This is a genomic window from Flagellimonas crocea, from assembly GCF_033441595.1.
In the GTDB taxonomy this organism is placed as follows: Bacteria; Bacteroidota; Bacteroidia; order Flavobacteriales; family Flavobacteriaceae; genus Flagellimonas; species Flagellimonas crocea.
The window spans coordinates 136366-156463 of record NZ_JAUZVX010000006.1 but is presented as its reverse complement, the minus strand read 5'-3'; the positions used below and the strand labels follow the sequence as shown (position 1 = coordinate 156463).

The 20098-nt window shown below is 39.0% G+C and carries 15 protein-coding genes and 1 pseudogene; 3 read left to right on the top strand and 13 right to left on the bottom strand.

Annotated elements, in window-relative coordinates; all coding sequences use genetic code 11:
• Window positions 1-51: 51 nt before the first annotated feature.
• From SD449_RS18100 to SD449_RS18060, 9 genes are all read right to left on the bottom strand, one after another.
• Window positions 52-1263 carry a glycoside hydrolase family 76 protein gene (locus SD449_RS18100; RefSeq protein WP_318312590.1) on the bottom strand — a complete coding sequence of 404 codons (1212 nt, stop codon included), beginning with the start codon at window positions 1261-1263 and terminating at the stop codon, window positions 52-54.
• Window positions 1264-1272: 9 nt separating this feature from the next.
• Complete coding sequence (locus SD449_RS18095; RefSeq protein WP_318312589.1) at window positions 1273-2508, bottom strand: SusE domain-containing protein; 1236 nt, start codon at window positions 2506-2508, stop codon at window positions 1273-1275.
• Window positions 2508-4079 (bottom strand): RagB/SusD family nutrient uptake outer membrane protein, encoded by a 1572-nt coding sequence (locus SD449_RS18090; protein WP_318312588.1) that lies wholly within the window; start codon window positions 4077-4079, stop codon window positions 2508-2510. The genes SD449_RS18095 and SD449_RS18090 overlap by 1 nt, the downstream gene beginning before the upstream one ends.
• A gap of 10 nt (window positions 4080-4089) precedes the next feature.
• Window positions 4090-7197, bottom strand: a complete 3108-nt coding sequence (locus SD449_RS18085) for a SusC/RagA family TonB-linked outer membrane protein (protein ID WP_318312586.1) — start codon at window positions 7195-7197, stop codon at window positions 4090-4092.
• Between the two features lie 83 nt (window positions 7198-7280).
• Window positions 7281-9083 carry a class I mannose-6-phosphate isomerase gene (locus SD449_RS18080; RefSeq protein ID WP_318312585.1) on the bottom strand — a complete coding sequence of 601 codons (1803 nt, stop codon included), beginning with the start codon at window positions 9081-9083 and terminating at the stop codon, window positions 7281-7283.
• Window positions 9084-9227: 144 nt separating this feature from the next.
• Window positions 9228-9956 (bottom strand): GntR family transcriptional regulator, encoded by a 729-nt coding sequence (locus SD449_RS18075; RefSeq protein ID WP_207032202.1) that lies wholly within the window; start codon window positions 9954-9956, stop codon window positions 9228-9230.
• A gap of 115 nt (window positions 9957-10071) precedes the next feature.
• The gene (locus tag SD449_RS18070; protein WP_318312582.1) at window positions 10072-12477 is read right to left on the bottom strand and encodes a PA14 domain-containing protein; all 2406 of its coding nucleotides are present in this window, start codon (window positions 12475-12477) and stop codon (window positions 10072-10074) included.
• Window positions 12478-12602: 125 nt separating this feature from the next.
• Complete coding sequence (locus tag SD449_RS18065) at window positions 12603-14789, bottom strand: GH92 family glycosyl hydrolase (protein WP_318312581.1); 2187 nt, start codon at window positions 14787-14789, stop codon at window positions 12603-12605.
• A 374-nt stretch (window positions 14790-15163) separates the two neighbouring features.
• A complete protein-coding gene (locus tag SD449_RS18060) occupies window positions 15164-15517 on the bottom strand; it encodes a winged helix-turn-helix transcriptional regulator (RefSeq protein ID WP_318312580.1) in 354 nt (117 codons plus the stop codon).
• A gap of 105 nt (window positions 15518-15622) precedes the next feature.
• Here SD449_RS18060 and SD449_RS18055 point away from each other — a divergent pair, with 105 nt between their 5' ends.
• Entirely contained in the window at window positions 15623-16369 is a 747-nt protein-coding gene (locus tag SD449_RS18055) for an SDR family oxidoreductase (protein ID WP_318312578.1), read from the top strand.
• Window positions 16370-16807: 438 nt separating this feature from the next.
• Here the strand turns inward: SD449_RS18055 and SD449_RS19210 are convergent.
• From SD449_RS19210 to SD449_RS18040, 4 genes and pseudogenes are all read right to left on the bottom strand, one after another.
• Window positions 16808-16966: pseudogene (locus tag SD449_RS19210) on the bottom strand (site-specific integrase); the annotation flags it as partial.
• Window positions 16944-17306: an Arm DNA-binding domain-containing protein gene (locus SD449_RS18050; RefSeq protein ID WP_318312577.1), complete on the bottom strand. Its 363-nt coding sequence runs from the start codon at window positions 17304-17306 to the stop codon at window positions 16944-16946. The pseudogene SD449_RS19210 and the gene SD449_RS18050, both read right to left, overlap by 23 nt.
• A gap of 537 nt (window positions 17307-17843) precedes the next feature.
• Complete coding sequence (locus SD449_RS18045) at window positions 17844-18587, bottom strand: hypothetical protein (RefSeq protein ID WP_318312575.1); 744 nt, start codon at window positions 18585-18587, stop codon at window positions 17844-17846.
• Window positions 18580-18813: a hypothetical protein gene (locus SD449_RS18040; protein ID WP_318312574.1), complete on the bottom strand. Its 234-nt coding sequence runs from the start codon at window positions 18811-18813 to the stop codon at window positions 18580-18582. The genes SD449_RS18045 and SD449_RS18040 overlap by 8 nt, the downstream gene beginning before the upstream one ends.
• 156 nt (window positions 18814-18969) lie before the next feature.
• Between SD449_RS18040 and SD449_RS18035 the strand changes: the two genes are divergently transcribed.
• Complete coding sequence (locus SD449_RS18035) at window positions 18970-19521, top strand: hypothetical protein (protein ID WP_318312573.1); 552 nt, start codon at window positions 18970-18972, stop codon at window positions 19519-19521.
• Between the two features lie 252 nt (window positions 19522-19773).
• A complete protein-coding gene (locus SD449_RS18030) occupies window positions 19774-20097 on the top strand; it encodes a helix-turn-helix domain-containing protein (RefSeq protein ID WP_318312572.1) in 324 nt (107 codons plus the stop codon).
• The last annotated feature ends 1 nt before the right edge of the window (window position 20098 follow it).

The following is a 20098-nucleotide window of genomic DNA, read 5'->3' as shown; positions in this document are numbered from 1 at the left end:
CTACTCTTTTATTCAATTACTGGAAAAACAGTATTTCCGATCAAAATCCATTTATGACTCATTTTCATATAAGGCCACCACGCCGTAAGCTTCTATCAAAGCTGCTTGATGAAGTAGCCAATAGTAACGGCCTTCGCTATTACCTGACCAGTCTTCAAAAAACTGTCCTTCGGCATTTCTTGCATTATCCCAAGCATAATCCATGTTTTTAATGAAAACGTCTATGTATTCATCCGTTTTGGAATCGTATGCCGATAATTGTACAAAAGCGGACAATAGCTCTACATTGAACCAAGAGTCGTGGGTTTGATAAAATATTTGCCCATTGACGACGCTTGTAAATTTGGAGTAGGCAGATCGTGCCGTGGCAATGGCTTCGTTCAAGTATTCCTGATCATCGGATATTTCATAGAGGTTGACCCCTGCCATAATCATCAAGGCTGCATTGTAAGTCCACTTTGTAGTATTTATTTGCTCTGTTCCTATATTGATATCGTTCCAATATAGGTTATCGCCGGGATCTCTTAAGGTCTTATGGTTCCACTCGTACACCCGTTCCGCAAAAGTTCTGTACTGTGACTCGTTGGTCAATTGATACATTTTGCTGGTTACATAGGCCGCATATGCGCTTGTATTGGCCGCTTTCATACAATTGGGTCCATCTGTACAATTTGTGGATTCCCCCTCAAACCAGTACAATCCGCCGCCCATTCGGGAGTCTTCACCGGACATAATAAATTCTGTAACGGTCTTGGCCCTGTTCAAATAAAAGGCATCCCCCGTAAGCTCGTAAGCTTTGATGAGCTCCATGGCCACAATGGCACTATCATCATAATAATGATCGGTCTGTCCCTCGGTCACCGGAGCTGCTTGGTAAGTGGGCAGAACACTTCTGTCATCATAATAGGCCTCAAGGCCGGAAAACTCCTTATCCAAAATAGACCTGTCGTACCCTAGCTCATAAAGCACATTGCCAGCCGTGAGCATTCCCACATAGGGCCATAAGTAGCTATAAGAAGGATCTCCTGATTGTGATGGAAAATTTTCTTTATATAAATCCTCTTTTTTATAAAGGGATTGGATCATGTCATAAACGGCCTTGGCCTTTTCTTTATGGCTCAAGGATTCCTCTTCTTCGGGAACCGGGTTCTCCGTTTCTTCGTTTCCTTCTTCCAACTGATCCTCAATGGAGGGGTCGCTGCTACAACTGACCCCCCATAAAAACAACAAGGAACAAAAAAATGTGATTTTTGAACTTATCATATTCTGTAATTATTCTTGTATTAATTCTTGGTAATAATTTTCAGCCTTGGGATCAAACACTACCCTGACGGTAAAATTTGCACCGTTCAAGGCATCTGGAAATTTCCAGGCTCCTTGCCAATAGGCGGCCTCTGGTCCCAAGAAATACACATTATTGTAATATTCCGGTTCGCCTCCGTTGGGTCGTCCATTGTATCCTTCAAGCCCGGGAACCAAAGAGCCGTTCATTGCTTCGTTGTGCATACTTCCCAGATAGGAAACCTGTCCATCTCCCAGTTGAAATTGATATCGATAGCGTTCTTCCTCCCAACCTAACCAATCCGGTGCATCAGGGGATTCTGGCGTCAAGAATTCAAAATAGGCGTTGGTAGCTTCAAAAGTATGATTTCCGACGTATTCAAGGTCTGCCTTAACCGCTTGATTGGCCAAAATATACAATTGAATGTTAGAAATTTCGACAAAGGAAATAGTGGCCTTGGCCAAATCCATACGTACCCTGTACACACCCTCTTCCATATCAAAAGTGGTAGGATCATCCCCTGACCTGATTTTTCCTTCCGAATTGATGTAATAATGGGTCAAGTCTTCAGCTGAAGCATTGTTTCCATTGACGATATAAAATTCCCCTGGGGAAAGTCGGGTTACCGATTCAAAAACGCCAGGTTGAAAATTATCATTGGGCAATTGATTGGAAATCTGCTTGAATGCCACTGCATTTGGAATATCGGATGCTTCGGTAGCAGAACCGTATACGTACATGTATTCCGGAAATATCGCCAGCCCTTCAGGTCGAGTCAAACTAAGTGTAGAAGGCTCGGCGAAATTCTCCCTGAAATAGCTGCTCGAGGCTTCGACCGTCCATGCCACATCACCTGTTTCCAATTGTTGAATACCAGCTTCTGCCGCTATGATATTCATCCGTGAGGTGCTCATGGTAAAAGTAGTGGCGCCACCGCCATTATCTGACGGCGATGTATACAATGGGTCGCTAAAATCGCCGCCCGGTCTATCAAACTTTATGGTATACAATATGGTACCACCATCATTGGCCTGTGCCGGGGTCCATGAAAAGATGATATTATCACCGTTCTCAAGGTCTATCTCTATAGTCTCATTATTGCCTGGGCTTTCCAAGGAACCCGTTAGTGCAATTTCTGGATCTAAAGTGTAATCGTCATTATCACATGAAATCAATGTCATGGATAAAACCATCAATGTCAAAAGTGACTTTAGTATTGTTTTCATTACCAATTAGGGTTTTGGGTTAGATTGTCATTTATATCTCTCTCACTAAGAGGAATGGGCCACAAATAGTGTTTTGCGGGGTCAAAGTTTCTCTCATCCACTCTAATGTATCCATCGTCCACAATGCTGTCGTCCGTTTTAATACCGTGGGCCCAACCGTTGAGCACCTCTTCGGCAATTTCCCATCTTCTGATATCGAAAAATCGATGTCCGGCTTCAAATGCCAGTTCTATTCTTCTTTCGTTCCTTACAATTTCCCTTAACAGGTTTTGGTGATTTCCGGGAAACGCAAGTGCATCCCCTTGAAGTCCGGCCCTTGCCCTTATGGCCCCAATGGTAGCATCCCAATCAGCCTGACTGAATGTTCCCAACTCTATTTTTGCTTCAGCTAAATTCAAGAGTACTTCGGCATACCGAATCAAAATTAGGTTAAGACCTGAATTTACTTGGTTCCGAGCCATGGGATCGTAGAATTTGTGCACATAATATCCAGTCGGCGTACTATTAGATGAATAGTTCAGTCCATCCGGTTCATCGCCTGGGGAAGTTCCGATGACTATATCATTGCCTTCAAAATCTTTCATAGTGTATTCATCATAAATAATTGTCGCGGACAATCTTGGGTCACGATTTTGATATGGGTTGTTCTCATCATAATTTGCTTCTGGCTCATCAATACCGTATCCATTTATGGTTGGATAGGCATCCACCAGTTCTTGCAAAGGAGAAAAATTGGCATACCCTCCCAAACTCGGTGGTATCAATGAATATTGATTGTTGTGCTCCCTAAATGTAGGGATGTACTGAAGGCTCAATAAAATTTCGTTGGCTGATTCATTTTCCGTTTTAAAAAGGTTAGCATAGCTGGGAAACAACGAATAATCGCCCAACAGTCCTTCTGCCAACGTTGCCGCCATCCCATAGTCTTCATTGTACAGGTGGACCCTGGACTTAAATGCTATTGCCGCATCTTTTGTTATCCTACCACTTTGATCGGCCGGATAACTATTCGGAAGACCATTGATTGCCGTAGCAAGTTCACCATAAATGAAGTCTAAAATCATTTCGCTATCGTCCCGTTCAAGGGTAAGCGACTCTTCTATACTAATTTCATCCGTAACAAGAGGGACATCGCCATACAGTTCTATAAGGTTGAAATAGTGCCAAGCTCTAACAAATCTCGCTTGAGCGGTAAGGGCTGTTCGTTGGTCTTCGGTGATTTCAGCAACTTCATCAATGTTGTTGAGAAATATATTGGTTCTACGTATAGCTTCATATCTCCCGGACCACACACCTGCCACTACGCCATTTGCGGTGCCGTAACTTCCGCTGGCAATATTACGGTAATCTTCCATGGCCTTGGTATAGGCGTCGTCCGAAAGTGCGTTGAAGTATAGGTAGTCTTGTGCCGACATTAAATCAGCATAAATCGAGTTCAGGAATATTTGCGCATCCTCCTCGGTATCCCAATAATTCAATTCGCTCTGCGAATCCATTGGGGATAGATCCAAATCTGAAGAACATGCGGAAAATATCCATATGACACTTAGAAATAAAAATATTTTTTTCATGATGTTTTTTTTAGAAATTAATGTCTAGTCCCAAAGAGAAGATTCTGGACACTGGGTATACTCTTCCACTTGCCCCTGTATTTTCTGGGTCTACGCCAATAGCGTTCAACGGACTGAATGTGGCTATGTTCAAGCCGGTGAGATACAATCTGATTTTGCTCAGTCCCATCTTCTCAACCGCTAGATCAGGTATGGTATACCCCAATTGAATGTTCTTGATTCGAAGATAGTGGGCATCAAAAATGTAGAAATCAGATTTTGCCGCATTGTTCACCGATTCTGCACCGACTGTAAGTCTTGGATATGAAGCATCCATGTTTTGTGGGGTCCAACGATCAAGATGGCGATTGAACACAGGTCCTTCGTTACTGTTATGGAATGCCTCGATCACTTCTCCCCGCAGCCATTGCTTTCGCTGTCCCACACCTTGAACGAAGATTGAAAAGTCAAACCCGTTCCAATTCGCGGCATAAGTTGCACCATAAGTATACCGAGGAAATTCATTGCCAAGGATAAAACGGTCGTTGTCGTAATCGATTTGTCCATCTCCATTGCGGTCAACATATTTGATATCCCCGGGATCTACATCATTAACAAAAATCGGAGTAGGGCTATTGGCGATTTCCTCATCTGTGTTGAAGAAACCATCACTCTTCAATGCGTAGTAGGAATTGATGGAATATCCTTCCCGTAAAATGGTATTGACATCAAAACCATTTATAAATTCGCGACCTCGGAGATCTTCGACCTCATTCTTGTTATCAGCAACATTAATATTTAATGAATGGTCAACTTCCCCTGTTTGGAACCTATAACCCAAACTCAACTCCCAACCTCTATTTCGTACCGATCCTGCATTTTGGAAAGGCTGTCCTAAACCATAAGTCCCTGGAACTGGTAATTGGAGCAATATATCCTCTGTGAGATTATCAAATAACTCAACGGTCAGGTCAAAACTTCTATTGAACAATGAAAGATCTATACCCAAGTTTTTCATGGTTGATGTCTCCCATGTCCTATTACTGTTGCTTACGGAATAATAAGATCCGGAAACAGGCACGCCACCAAAACTGTAAACATTACTATTAATATTTACCAAACTTTGATAGCCATATAGATCGTTGATATCCTGATTGCCCAACTGGCCCCAAGAAGCTCTAACTTTGGCAAAAGAGATAAAATCAACGGATTCCATAAAAGCTTCATTGCTTATGGTCCATCCGGCGGAAACCGAAGGAAAAACACCCCAACGGTTCTTCGATGAAAATCTGGACGACCCATCGTACCTAATATTACCATTGATTTGGTAACGACTATCATAGGAATATCCAATTTTACCAAAGAAGGATTGGATAGACCATTCATTTCCAGAACCATTGGCACTCTGGATATCACTGGCATTGCTGATTACTCCAAACTCATTTCCAGGAATATCGATTCCCGTGACACCAAAAAACTCACTTTTGAAACTTTCGGACGAAGCTCCCAGCATCATGTTGAAACTATGCTTTTCATTAAAATCCTTGCTGTAACTAGCCGTCAAGAAAGGATTTAAATACAAGGACCTATTGTAGTTATCGGTTACCGAATTTTCATTGTTTCCCCCACCTGGGTATGCAAAGTCTATTGCTTTTCTAAATTGATGCGTTTTATTGCTGGTCAAGTTACCGCCCAAAACACCTTTTAATATTAAATTTTCGACCGGTTCATATTCAATGCTAAAATTCCCCAGAAACTCATCATTCTGATATTTGGTGGTCCCCCCTACCTCAAGTTGGGCCAAAGGGTTGCTATTACTTCCACTTACAAGCGTGTAATCACCATTTTCGTCCACAATGTCATAAATGGGAGGTATACGCATGGTGGGCTCAATGATCCACTGTTCAAAATATGCATTGTCCTTGATATCATTTCGGGCAAATGACATACGCCCGCCCAACTTCAATTTATCATTGACCTGCTTTTCCAAATTTATTCTGGCATTATATCGTTGGTAGCCATAATCAGGACCTTTGAACATGCTTTCTTGGTCCACATAGCCGAGCGATACCAAATAGTTAAGACCATTTTCTGCACCGCTCATAGACAGATTGTGGCTACTTTGCAGTGCCATATCCTTGTAAATCTCACGGTTCCAGTATACATTGGGACCATTCTCCTTGTAATCCAAGATTTGTTCCGGTGTAAACGCAGGTTGAAACCCTGAGTTCACCAAAGCCTCGTTACGTAATGTGGCGTATTCCCAAGAAGAGGCAAATTCAGGAAAATTGGTAGGCGTCTGCACTCCATAAGATCCTTGGTATTGAAATACAGGCTTTCCTGACTTCCCTTTTTTAGTGGTCACCAATATCACACCGTTGGCCGCACGAGAACCATAAATGGCGGATGAGGCGGCGTCTTTAAGAACGCTTATGCTCTCAATATTGTTGGGGTTCACATTATTTAGAGAACCGATTACACCATCGACCACAATCAAGGGAGTGTTTCCATTGATGGTACTTACACCCCTAATGTTTATCTGGGGGACAGAACCGGGCCGGGAGGTTGTATTTTGAATGATCAATCCTGGCGATTCTCCTTGTAACGCCTGATAGGAATTGCTCACAGGTTTCCCTTGAATGGCAGTCTCATCGATGGTACTGATGGCCCCAGTAAGATCTGCCCGTTTTTCCGTACCATACCCTACTACGACAACCTCGTCCAAATTTGAGGTATCCGATTCAAGTGTTATCGTTAATGGCGTATCGCCTTCAACAATGATTTCTTGCGGTTTATATCCAATATAAGATACAAGAAGTACATCGCCTTCATTTGCGGTAAGGGAAAATTGGCCTTCCATACCCGTACTGGTTCCGTTAGTAGTTCCCTTGACAAGGACATTGGCCCCAAATATGGGACCCAGTTCATCGGTCACCTTACCGGTAACGTTAATTTCCTGTGCGAATCCACAATATGTGAAAAGTGCCAGCAAAATCACGGTAGCATAAGACCTTTTTATAACAAAGCCCCTCTTGCAGTCCACCATTGCTGGAGCAACTGTCAGCTCATTTGAAGGAATCCCCGAAAAGAATCTCCAAAAATGGCATCCATTCCTTAAAAAGTTAGTTATTGATTTCATACGTTTGTTTTAAGCTAATTTTTAGTTTTTTGTGTGCGTTTAGTTGTACTACTGAGTGCGTTTTCGTTTGTTTTTCATGGTGTTTATTTTAGAAATGCGTTTATGACTTTGGCCCTACCTTGACCCAAATTTTTCAACTTGAAGCTTTTAGCAGCAGCTGGAACAACAAAAGTTTCGGCATAAGCAAGTGTTTCCACATGACCGTTTTCAGTTTCCAATTGAATCCGGTCCCCTTCGACCAACATCATTACCTGACATGAGTTTTCGGTGCTTCTTTCAATAATTGCATCGAATTCAAGTCTTCTGACGTCATAGAAATGATCGGGATGGGTTGGGTAATTGGTAATGGAATGATCCGAAGTCTCTTCGGCCACATAAGTTTTAGAGAAAAGCTCCTTGGGTACATTTTCTCCTTTTCTATCAAAATTCAGGTTCTTAAAGGCATGCTCAATATTGATAGGACGTGGTTTTCCATTGAGGTCCAATCGCAACCAATCGTACATTTTGAAGGTGAAAATATATGGGGTAGCACTGATTTCCAGCACCATATTACCAGAACCTGCACTGTGTACGGTTCCGTTGGGAATAAGGTAAAGCTCATGCTTTTTGGATGGGTGCTTTTGCACATAGTCGACAATGTCCAATTCAACATTCTCATCCTGACTACGTATAAGATCTGCCTTGAATGCTTCTGGATTTATGTCGTTTTGAAATCCCAGATAAACACTGGCATCTTCCTTACAGTCCAAAATATAATAGCATTCATCCTGTGTTATGTTCTCCCCAAATTCTTCTTGAATATAAGTAAGACTGGGGTGACATTGAATGGATAGATTCCCTCCTTCATAGGTATCCAAAAAATTGAAGCGAATGGGAAACTCGGTTCCAAAGGTTGGTTCATGCTTGCCCAACACATTTTTGGATTCTTGGTTCATCAGAAAATCAAAAGAAATCTCGAGAAGGTTACCATCACTTTCAAAAAGCAGTCCATTTTCGGGAACGATCAAAGAAAATGCCCAAGCATAATTGACGACATCTTTGTTCAAACCAGATATGTGCTCCTTCATCCATTCACCTCCCCATGCTCCTGGCTCAAACCAAGGCCTTACCCTGAATACAGAAGTGGCCATTACTTTAAGAGCTTCCTTGATATCGTTCATGTGCGACCATGTAATCGTACCGCTGAACTGCGCATCCACAATGACATCTATTTTGGAGGCCAATCTCTCTTTCTCTTGGTTCAAAACTACCCAGTCAATAAAGTAGTAATGTTTGTACATTTTAAAATCCACATTGGAAGTTGAAATACCCAAATTGGTTACTGAACCAGCCCTCATTCGGTACTGCAATTCATTTTTTGGTAAATCAAAATAAACCAACGGGCAATCCCAATCCACTAAACTGGCCCCACTCCCGTATACTATATTGATCATATTTTGATAATTGGGCTGGACGGTCTTAAGCTTTTCCCTATCAAAGTAATCCACGAGGGAAAAATCACATTTTTTTCCCCATACCGATTCCTCATCCCCTAAAAAGGGAGCGACCATGGATATAATTTCATTTTCATCCTTTAAACATTCCTCAATTGCGATGGCATTGACTGTAAAACCCTTGCTTTTTATAGCATCACATATTTTATGGGCCACAATCTCCCATGCCACCCCTGAAAACCCATCAAGGCAAACTGTTTTGTGTTTGATAATAAAATCTGCAAGCCCTTCATAACCTTCGAAAACTTTTCCGCTTCCCATATGATGACGCGGATAAATATCATATTGGCCATCTTGATGAAGGCTTGAAACTTGAGTAGGGGGTAATATATATTGGTCGGTCTTACGCTTTATTCCCAATGTGCTTTTGCTTTTTTCTTCGTTCTGAATCATTAAATCAACAAATAAATTATAATGTACTTATGTACAAACATAATAATTTATTTTATTTAAATCATGCTGTTTTAATAAAAAGTTGCTTTTGTAATTTGGAAAGTGCTTGATTATCGAGGATAATATTAGGAATTTAACAATCCCCTATCGACTACTTTCAACCGAATAAATAAAACTATCGGATTTATAATAGCCAAAATTGAACTCAATGGGGCGTTCCCCTTGATCAAAAACAAATCGTTTTCTGAACAACACAGGAGTTCCTATTTCAATTTCAAGTTTTTGGGACACCAACTCATTGGATGCTGTTGCGCTGATTTCTTCTTTGGATAGTGACGCTATTGTTGAATGCTCTTGTTCAAGCATCTCATACAGGGGCATTTTAAAATCTTCTTCACCTGTTAGCCCAATTCGGGGATGAAAGTAGGATACAAAATAAACGAAAGGCTCGTCGGGCTTTCCTCTTACCCGTTCCATCTTAAGAACTTTTTTGTCTTCAGGGATATTAAAAAAGTCAACAACATTGGAGGGGGGCTTTACCCAACTTAAATGCAGTTCAAAATTCCGTATCGGAATCCCCCTTACTTTCATTTCCTGCGAAAAGCTCAACCAATTATTGGAACGCGAACTTACAGGTTGCGGTGCAACTCGAGTACCTGCCTTTTTCTTCCTGACCAACAGCCCCTCAAATACAAGCTTTTTGACTGCTTGCCTCACGGTAGACCTGGAGATTGCTAGTCGTTTGCTCAATTCAACTTCGCTGGGAAGCGTCTTTCCTTTTTGGTATTCCTCCTGTGCTATTAATTCACGGAGCAATTGCTCAACTTGGGCGTGCAAGGGAACTGGACTTTTGTGGTCTATTTCAAATTTCATTTGGCGTCTAAATTATAATACTGCTTTTTAATGTTTGCACATACAATCAAAAATAACACTATATCAGCGTTTTTCATTTATATGCATCAACATTTAAAAGAAACCTGGGAATACTCTATTTGTTATGTACATAGTTGTCCTTTGACAAATTCCTGCCATCCGGTCCTATGATTTTTACATCTAATCCCAATCCTCCCTTAGCTTGGAAATAATGGAGTGAAAGTTTATGATATCCTTTTTGAAGCGGTAGATCTATCGTTTTGGTATCCATGGCGTGGTGCCCATCATGTTCAATGACCTTCTTATCATTGATCCATAGCATGGAACCATCGTCCGATGTCAAATGAAAGGTATAAATACCATCCTCCATAAGGCGAACGTACCCATCGAATGTCAAGCCAAAATCGCTCTCCCGAGTTGCTTTGTCCAAATCAATGCCGTCTGCAATACCCGATTTCAATGATTCGAGTTGACTAAAATCTGGTAGATAATCCCATTGCCCTTGGTAATAAGAATATTTCAAGCCCTCCTGAAAATTGTCACCCAGTTGAAACTGTGGTGGATTCAAGGAGTCTACTTTTTCAAACTGCTTCTGCGTTACTTTACTCTTTTCATTACCGTCTATAGACCTTGCCTTCAGCAATGATGTTGCATTGACCCATATGGGTTCGGTATATTTATTTGAACTTTCTGTTGGATCTGAGCCGTCTAGCGTGTAGTATATGGTCTCTCCTTTTCGATTTGCCAATGCGACTTTCTCATGCTCCAAAAACAACGAGTGATCGGAAGAAATGACTACCGGGGAAACCATATTATCGTTATGAACATTATAAAGGAATTCCACGGGCAATTTTATGATTTCACGATCATAGGTTACCAGACCATTTACTTCCCCTTCCACATCGGATAGCTGCGTATACACTACTGCGCTTGCAGCATTGCCCTGTTTCATTTGCCATACATTGTCCCACAGTTCTTGATATGAGTTTTTAAACTCCAACGTATCCGTCATTTCACGGTAGCCCCAATTGTTCGACTGCCATAGGTGTTCTGGAACTGCCAATCCAAGGCCTCCAAATTCTCCCAATACGGTCGCCCGCTTTTCTTCCACCGGATAAATATCGGGGCCGGGATAGCTGTGCATGTCAATAATGTCCCCAACGTTATGATCTGTCCATCCGCTGGCATTGCTCACTAATCTTGTTTCATCCATATCTTCTACCCAATGGGTGAGCCTTTCTGTGTCGTACTGTCCCCATCCTTCATTGAAAACGACCCACATCACAATGCTCGGGTAGTTATAAAGATCATCCACCATGGCTTTGAGTTCGCTTTCAAACTGCTGTTTGTCTTTCGGGGTAAGCCTTTCTTCAAAATCTTCGTGTGGGTAAACTTGCGGCATATCTTGCCAAACCAGCATTCCCAATTTATCGCATAGGTAATACCAACGTTGGCTTTCGGTTTTTGCATGTTTGCGCAACAAGTTAAAGCCCATCTTTTTAAAGGTTTCAATATCCCATATATAAGCTTCTTCTGTAGGCGGTGTCATCAAACCATCGGGCCAGTACCCTTGATCCAGCACGCCGACTTGAAAATAAGGTTCGTTGTTCAATAGTATCTTGGTATCATTGTTTTTATCTTTTCCCAAACTGATTTTACGCATGGCCACGTAACTGGAAAACTTATCGGTAATGGAATCATCATTGACCAATTGTACTTCCAAATCATACAGAAAAGGCTGCTCTGGGCTCCATAATTTTGGCTCTGGGACCTGAAGTATAATATGCTCTCCTGGGGAGCCTTCTGTTTCGGCAACCAAATGATCTCCATCTTTTAGGACCAGCTTGATGGTTCCATTCCCTTCTGTGGCTTCAGCAAAAAAATCAATTTGCCCTTTATCTATATCCGATTCCACTTTGAAGGACTGGATGTGGTTGGTCGAAACTGGTTCGACCCATACCGTTTGCCAAATACCGGTCGTGGAAGTATAAAAAATTCCTTCAGGTTTTTTGACCTGTTTTCCTACGGGCTGTAAACCATCATTGGAAGCATCATGAACCTTGACCATCAATTCTTGCTCACCTTTAGTTAGATACTTGGTGATATTAAATGAAAAGTGGTCGAAGGCGCCCTTATGCTCTCCAACTTTTTGTGTGTTGACATAAATTGTGGCATGATAATCCACTCCCTCGAAATTCAATATGACTTGATCATCCCAATCCTCCGGTACCGTAAATGTTTTGCGATAGAGAAGGTCATCCGTTTTTTCTTGGACTCCGGAGAGATAGGATTCCACCGCGAATGGAACTAAAATAGTATCAGAAAGTGCCGTACCAAAAGGAATGTCTTGCGTTGGAGAAGTATCAACTTGCCAATACCCGTTTAGATTCATCCATTCCTTACGTTGTTGGATAGGACGGGGATATTCGGGCAAAACATGGTTTGGGTCTACCTGATCGGTCCATCTGGTTTTTAAAATGGCTTCGGAACCCATGTTCGACCCATCTTTTTTTTCCTCCATTTTACAGCTAGTCAACAAAATAAGGAATAACAGTCCTGTGTGTAAAAAATATGATTTCATAATCTATTAAATGCGTTTCGGTTGTTCTATCTAAGGTATTTGTTTTATGGCAATGAGCGTTGCTATTAATTCTTTGTTCGAATTAAAACCTCTCCTCCCTTTTCAAATATAGAATGATCAATAAAGTAGCCATCTATTTTTGTTCCATCGACATGTATGTCTTTGAGTGCTCTCGTGTTTCCTTCCCTTATGATTTTCACATTCTTACCGTCCTTCAAATGCCAGGTTACCGTGTCAAAAATGGGAACAGTAACCAGGTATTCAGGGTCCGTAGGGGAAAACGGATATAGACCCAATGCATTGAATACGTACCAGGAAGACATTTCCCCGGCATCATCCATACCGGAAAGTGCCAGGCCTTCTTTACCAATTCCATAATAGTCGGACAATAATTTATCGATGACCGCTTGGGATTTCTCTGGCTTTTCAATAAAATAATAGGAGAAAGGAGCCTCATGCCCTGGTTGGTTTCCTTGGCTATATTGCCCCATAAACCCTGAAACATTTCGTGCAATATGGTTGGGGTTCCATTTATAGGAAAAGAGCGAGTCCAGTTTTTCCTCAAACTTTTCACTGCTTCCATATTGGTCGATAAGGCCATGCATATCATGGGGTACAAAAAAAGAAACCTGCCAGGCATTTGCTTCTCTGTACATATACTCGTAATAAGGGTATTCTGGATTGAAGGGAGTGATCCAATCTCCATTTGCCAATCTACCCCGCATAAAATTGGTTTTTTTATCAAATACGTTCTTATAGTTGTTAGATCTGTCAAATAAATCATTTTGGTGTTCCGAATCACCCATTTCCTTGGCCAATAACGAAAGGGAGTAATCATCATAGGCAAATTCCAAGGTTTTGGACACCCCTGCCTTTCCTTTGGATTCGGTGTTGGGCTCCTCTATTTTGGGGTCCGAAATATACCCGAGTTCCATATATTCTTTTATATACGGACGAATTCCTCCTTCTTTATAAGCATTGTTTAGTAGAAGTTCATATGCTTTTTCCACATCAAAATCTTTTATGCCACGCAAATAAGACCCTGTTATAAAAGATGCTGCATGATCTCCGTGGAAGAATGTAGGGATAAATCCGGTAACCTTTCCCCTGTCGATAAGCGATTCGATAACATCCGATGTTACTTCCGGCCTCAAAATCTCCATCAACACTACTTTATTTCTATAGGTATCCCATAATGAAGGTATGGTATAATACTGAAAATCCTTATTCTGAATATTTCCCGAAGCATCCACAAAGTCTCCATTGCTGTCACTTCTTAATGCTGGCCATAAAAAAGATTTATAAAGGGAGGTGTAGAAGATTTCCTTTTCCTTTTCGGATCCGCCCGCAACCTCAATTTGATTTAGGAAATCCGACCATATTTTTTTCCCCTCTCCAAACACTTCATCAAAAGATTTGGCCCCAACCTCTTCTTCCAAATTCAGTTTTGCATTAGCAACGTTCACATAGGACAATCCCATCTTCATGGTAACTTTTTCCTTACTATTGTCCTTTAAATGTACAATAGCATATCCTTTGGGTTTTCCAAGGCTGGTCGATGCAATGCTATCAATAGCACCATCGATTCGGGCAAAAAAATGAATTTTATCCCTTCCCACCTTCTGAAAACCACTGATTTCGTTGGATGATACTTTGGAAATCTCCCAATGGGAAACATGGTTGTTGGCAGTTCCCAAATCAAACAATATTCTTTTTCCATCAGCCTTCCCATATTGATATTCATGTATGGCGGCCCTAAGTGTTGAAGTCAATCTCACATTGATATCATAATTCTGTAAATGAACCTGATAGAAATCGGGGGAAGCCGATTCATTATCATGTGAAAATGTTCCTTTGTAGGGAGCTCTTGCTTGGGAAGAAATAGGCAGAACTGGTAGATTGCATAAATTCCAGTGTCCCTTGTTGGTATGGGCAAATCCCAAAATTTCAGTATCCTCATACTCGTAACCTGCTCCTGTACCATATTCCGTGATTGGACTTAGCTGTACCATAGCGTTTGGCAATGATGACCCTGGGTAAGTCAAACCTGCCCAAACCCTCCAACCTTCGGGCGGTGTATATCCAATGATAGCCTCGTCCAACAAGGGAGCCGTTCCCATAAATGTATTAACATATTCGTAAGGTGTCTTATCAAGATCTGCAGGTTCACCAGCTGACTTGGTCTTATCCGTTTTACACGAACTTAATATCACGGATATACATAGAAACAGTATAGGTTGTTTAATTTTCATGGCATTGGTTAAAAAGAGATGAAACACCCGCTTGTTGAATGATCAGCAATTGTTTCATCTAAACAAATCAAGGTGATTTTTATTGTTATAATGTACGAACATATTAATTAAATTTGACTTTTTCATCAATTTTTAGCGGAAATGACAAGGGCGCCATGCTATTAAACCTAAACAAAAAGATTATATAACCTTGTTGATCCTATTTACACAGAAAACATTACAGTACTACAAGGTGTATCCAAAGAAAAAGAGCTTTGCTCATAAAAGGTTTCCAAGAAATCAGTTCCCTAAAAAGAAAGTTACGTATTCGGTGAGCATAAAATTTGGAATAGTTGGAAAAACTTGGTTGTAAAGAAATAAGTATCGAAATAAATTTAATCCCCTATAATCTTTTTTCGATGTCTAATTCCCCAATCGGTCATGTTGTCTATTATTGTTCTTAGTGTTTTCCCATGCTCGGTAAGCTGGTAATGAATGGTTACAGGATGCGTATCTATAACTGTTCTTTTAATTAACTGATTTATTTCAAGCTCTTTTAATTCCTTGCTCAACATTTTGTTGGAAATCCCATTTATGTCATTTAAAATATCTGAAAATCGTCTTTGATTGTAAAAGCATATGGATGATAGAATAATTATTTTCCATTTTCCTTTTAGTACATCCAAGGTGTCCTGCACCGCCATCATTTCCTTCTTGTACTCCTCTTGCATACGTTCTTTACACTCCATTATAGGTTACTTTGTTACTTAAAGGTTACTGTTACTTTTTGTTACAAAGTAACTAAAATAAATAAAACCGGTTTACATTTGAGATCAATTTAAAATAAATTAAAAATGAATTTCGAAAACAAAAATGTAGTGATCACGGGCGGAAGTACCGGTATAGGATTCGCCACTGCAAAAGCATTTATTAAAAACGGTGCCAATGTATGGATTACCGGAAGAAATGCTGATAATCTTCAAAAAGCTTCTTCTACTATTAATAGTTCAAAACTAACAACAGTAGTTTCAGACACCTCAAATTTAGCAGGGATTGAAGTATTACAAAAAACCATTAAGGATCATAAAATCAAAATTGATGTGCTTTATTTAAATGCAGGAACAGCCGTTTTCAGCTCAATCGACCAGGTAACGGAAGCCGATTTTGACGCACAATTCAATACCAATGTAAAAGGAAGTTTTTTCACGTTGCAAAAATTGCTACCCAACATTACGAATGGGGGCTCTGTAATATTTACCTCGTCAACAGTTGCAACAGCCGCACTACTGGGATCAACGGTATATTCGGCTACCAAAGGGGCACTTAATAAAATTGCCCAGATTGCATCAAACGAGTTGGCAGAAAGAAAAATTAGGGTCAATATTGTGAGTCCAGGGCCTATCCAAACCGAAGGCCTTGACAGCGCAATGCCTGGTGAAGAGGCAAAAGATTATTTGGCTTCGGTAACAGCATTAAAAAGAATAGGAAATCCTGATGAAGTTGCAAATACAGTGTTGTTCCTGGCTTCTGATGAGGCAAGTTTTATTATGGGAACTGAATTAATAGTGGACGGTGGCTATACCACGTATGCACGAAAATAATTTCTTAATCTGCACAGGCAAAAATATATGCATTTGATGCCTGTGCGGTTTTAAGGCTTAGGTAGTTTGTAATGAATTAGAAATTTTTATTATGATCCATCACTAATTTATGCTTTGCTATTAAAATCTACTTTAATAAAGATCAGAGTATCTACAGAGAATCATAACAGAAAATCGTTTTACATACAAAACAAATGGGGTTCGTTCTATTGAAGAAAATGAAGACTTAAAATATGATGACGATGAGGAGCACATTAGGTTTTTCACAAAAGGGTTGTTCCGTTTTCTAGATGTGCAAGGACATAATTATGGTAATGAATATAAAAAATTGATTGGGATAGAGAGGACTATGTACGGAAAAGAACTTGAAGTCGTATTAAGAGATATATTAACAAAATAACCACAACCAACAAAGATCTGAGTTAAAGACAAGTCAATTCATTTACCTTCCACCCTCTCCACTAATTTTCGCATATCTTCTCCTACTTTTCGTTCCAATACCCTTGCGTAAATTTGAGTGGTGGTCAGTTAGGTATGACCCAACATTTTGGAAACAGTTTCAATTAGAACACCGTTAAAGAGGGTAATGGTATTTGATTAGCTCCATAAGGGTCTTATGCTCTTCATCTTGTCCTAGATAACGGGTCTTTATTGCCTGAGCCGTGATGAGCTTGTCCTCACACAACAACTGTTTATGGGTATCCATTATTGCACCATAGACCTCGTCCAAATAGCTGTTCAACAAACGGGCCTTGTGGCTAAGACCATAAAGTCTACCCTTATTTTCATCCCATTCATTCACCGAAACATAGCGTTTCAAACTTATCTCGGCACGTTTTCCATTGACGGTGATACGGGCATAAATGGTCAATTTTTCAGGGTTGTTGGAAATGTCCCTAGTGAAGATTAAGACCTTTAAAGTGTTGGAATTGCGCATAATACATAATTTTTGGGTTTAACAAAACTGGTTTGTAAAACACCCATAAACAGCGTCAAACTGAAGCTAAATTATGCACAAGAAACGTACCGAACCATTCACCGAACTCTACACCTTTTATATGGTTTTATTTGATATCAGATGAATACATAAAAAACAAAAAGCACTGTCAATCAGTCGATTAACAGTGCTTTAACACCACCTATTTAGTGGTTCGTCGGGGTGGCAGAAGCCACCACCAATTTGTATATATTTAAAAATCAATGTTTTGACACCTTAATCTTAAGGGCATTCCCGTTAAGAACACGGAAAGCAAAAATCAACTTTTGAACACATATTTTATGTGTTTAACAAAACTAAATTTAGTGATTAAAATTTAATTTTTTTAGACTTTACTTGGTATTATAAAAAACAGAGTTCAGAGAATAGGCCAATCAAGTAAAAATTACATAATCAAGTTTATTCAAACATGTGGTGGTAATGAAAAAAATAAAGAGTCCTTCGGATAGACGTTTATACATTCCGGATAGCTGTTTATTAAATAAATTCCATTTCCTCCTTTCCATCATCTTCAGAATTTTCTTCTCCATTGAAATCACTAAATACAGACATGTTAAACTTTGAAACCATCAAAATTTCAGAAATTGGGATCGTAATTCCAAGATTAGTATCGATTTCAGCCGTCTTATCATCCTCAACAAATTTTTCTAAAACGTCCAAATAATCAGTAGTAATAATAAATTCGTGAGTTTCCTTATTTCTATATCCACTGAAGTTTGGAATTAGTGTCACAAATGGATCTCCGATTGGTTCTGAAATTTTATTCACATAAGCAACATATACTTTATTCGACTTGGTGGTTAACATTAACAACTTCTCAGCATCATCTTTATGATTTAATGATTTCCAAAATAGCCATTCCATTTGATTGCCCCATCTTTCGACAACAAATGTTAATGCCGTTTTTTTTGGAACAATCCGATTAAATAGCTTCGCACAAGGATATGAAATTAAAAATATTAAAATACTGTAGTTCAAACCTGAATAACCAATTGGATTCAAATCCGCCAACCATTTACGAAAAGTAATAATACAAGAAGATTTAAGTATAAGTCCATCAATTGCAAAGCCTAGTATAGAAATAAAAAAACCTGCAATTATTGAATTGAATATTAGTCTTTGCCTTTCAATTCTTTGATGATAAAACTTAGTTAATGTAAATGTTATTAAAAAAAGATAACCTCCGACCAGAGGAAGTAAAAGTAAATCAAATTTAGGCATTATGTTCTTTCCTAATTTGACCTTTGTTTGTAGCAGCAACCTGCTTTACTTTATATTTCTTAACAGACTTGCGCAAACTCTCTATCAATTTTAAGCTTTCATCCTTGTTATCAAATATGTCTTCACTTTTCATATAAAAACCACCGTTTGCAGTAACTTTAATTTTTGCAAAATCGGTATTTTTCTTTCTTTCAGAATGACCTAAAATTATTTCTACAAGACCCATTGTTAACTTTTTTCATTTAAAATTACTACAAATTTGATTCCAATCGTGGAATATTATCATAAAATACAATAAATCTAACGAAAAGAGTTTTATTTTTAAAATCAAGTTATTAAATATCAGTTGATTGCAGAATAAATACTTTGATGAAAGGCAACTATGGATAAAAAAATACTCTTTAAGGCAAAATCTGAAACACTTACATTAATTAAAAATGAAGCTGAAAAAAATTTGAAGAGTATTCAAAATGCTGAAGACGTAATAACAAACAAATCGAATACATTGATGCAAATTCTACTCCCCATTTTTATTATTTTAAGTGGATTTTGTATCAATTCTTATACCAGCGGAAATTACAATACCCTTTTCTATATTACCGTTTGTTTTTTAATAACCTTAGGAGTGGTAATATTTAGGTTGCATAAAAATGTTCTGCCCATTAAATCAGCGATGGAGGGATGCGAACCTAATCAACTTCTTCAATCTGATATGATCTCAGGCAACCATAAAATAGATGAAAGAAACATTCTAATAAATAGAATTTATAATTTACAAAAAGCAATTGAGTATTCTTTAAAATCACATACTATACGCTACCAAAGGTATAGTGGCACAAATAAAATTCTCCTTTTGAGCCTTATTTCATTAATTATTCTTTTCGTGTTATACCAGATTTTTCTCCTTTTTCAAGATATGTGTTTGTGTCCCTAAGAGGTGGATTTTGTTGTTCCGAATCAGAGTTACTCCCCTCATGATTAGAGTTTGAATTTTCATTTTTATCTTCTAACATATTACGTATAATTAGTTAATACAACAGTAATTTACAATAACCTATTAAAAATTCAACCAAATAATTTAATAAAAACTGCATAATTATTTTTCAATTGAAAATTTATGTGGGTTGACAGTAAAATCGCATAACATTTTTATATTTGCTAATAAGGTATCAAACGGAAATAAATAATGACAAGTTTTGGTAATTTCATTAAAAAAGAAAGAGAATTAAGAGATTGGACACAAACTGATTTCGGAGCTAAAATTGGAGTTAATTCAAGTGCAGTGAGCCGAATTGAGAACGGCGCACAAACTTTTAGCAAAAACAAGCTGGAACTTTTAGCAAATATTTTTGACATTGATAAACAAAAAATCATAGACCTATATTTCGCTGACAAATTCGCAAGAGAGGCTAATAAATATAGGTGTTCGGAAACAATTTTCTCTGTTGCAGAAGAAACATCAAATTATTTGAAAATAAAAAAATCAAAACAAGGTGAATTCAAGTTTTAAT

Bases quoted from the DNA above. Each gene is read 5' to 3' on its own strand.
- SD449_RS18050 (WP_318312577.1), bottom strand. From the start codon at position 17,306: ATGCGCAATTCCAACACTTTAAAGGTCTTAATCTTCACTAGGGACATT.
- SD449_RS18040 (WP_318312574.1), bottom strand. From the start codon at position 18,813: ATGGGTCTTGTAGAAATAATTTTAGGTCATTCTGAAAGAAAGAAAAAT.
- SD449_RS18100 (WP_318312590.1), bottom strand. From the start codon at position 1,263: ATGATAAGTTCAAAAATCACATTTTTTTGTTCCTTGTTGTTTTTATGG.
- SD449_RS18090 (WP_318312588.1), bottom strand. From the start codon at position 4,079: ATGAAAAAAATATTTTTATTTCTAAGTGTCATATGGATATTTTCCGCA.
- SD449_RS18080 (WP_318312585.1), bottom strand. From the start codon at position 9,083: ATGATTCAGAACGAAGAAAAAAGCAAAAGCACATTGGGAATAAAGCGT.
- SD449_RS18070 (WP_318312582.1), bottom strand. From the start codon at position 12,477: ATGGAGGAAAAAAAAGATGGGTCGAACATGGGTTCCGAAGCCATTTTA.
- SD449_RS18085 (WP_318312586.1), bottom strand. From the start codon at position 7,197: ATGAAATCAATAACTAACTTTTTAAGGAATGGATGCCATTTTTGGAGA.
- SD449_RS18035 (WP_318312573.1), top strand. From the start codon at position 18,970: ATGGATAAAAAAATACTCTTTAAGGCAAAATCTGAAACACTTACATTA.
- SD449_RS18055 (WP_318312578.1), top strand. From the start codon at position 15,623: ATGAATTTCGAAAACAAAAATGTAGTGATCACGGGCGGAAGTACCGGT.
- SD449_RS18060 (WP_318312580.1), bottom strand. From the start codon at position 15,517: ATGGAGTGTAAAGAACGTATGCAAGAGGAGTACAAGAAGGAAATGATG.
- SD449_RS18075 (WP_207032202.1), bottom strand. From the start codon at position 9,956: ATGAAATTTGAAATAGACCACAAAAGTCCAGTTCCCTTGCACGCCCAA.
- SD449_RS18095 (WP_318312589.1), bottom strand. From the start codon at position 2,508: ATGAAAACAATACTAAAGTCACTTTTGACATTGATGGTTTTATCCATG.
- SD449_RS18065 (WP_318312581.1), bottom strand. From the start codon at position 14,789: ATGAAAATTAAACAACCTATACTGTTTCTATGTATATCCGTGATATTA.
- SD449_RS18045 (WP_318312575.1), bottom strand. From the start codon at position 18,587: ATGCCTAAATTTGATTTACTTTTACTTCCTCTGGTCGGAGGTTATCTT.
- SD449_RS18030 (WP_318312572.1), top strand. From the start codon at position 19,774: ATGACAAGTTTTGGTAATTTCATTAAAAAAGAAAGAGAATTAAGAGAT.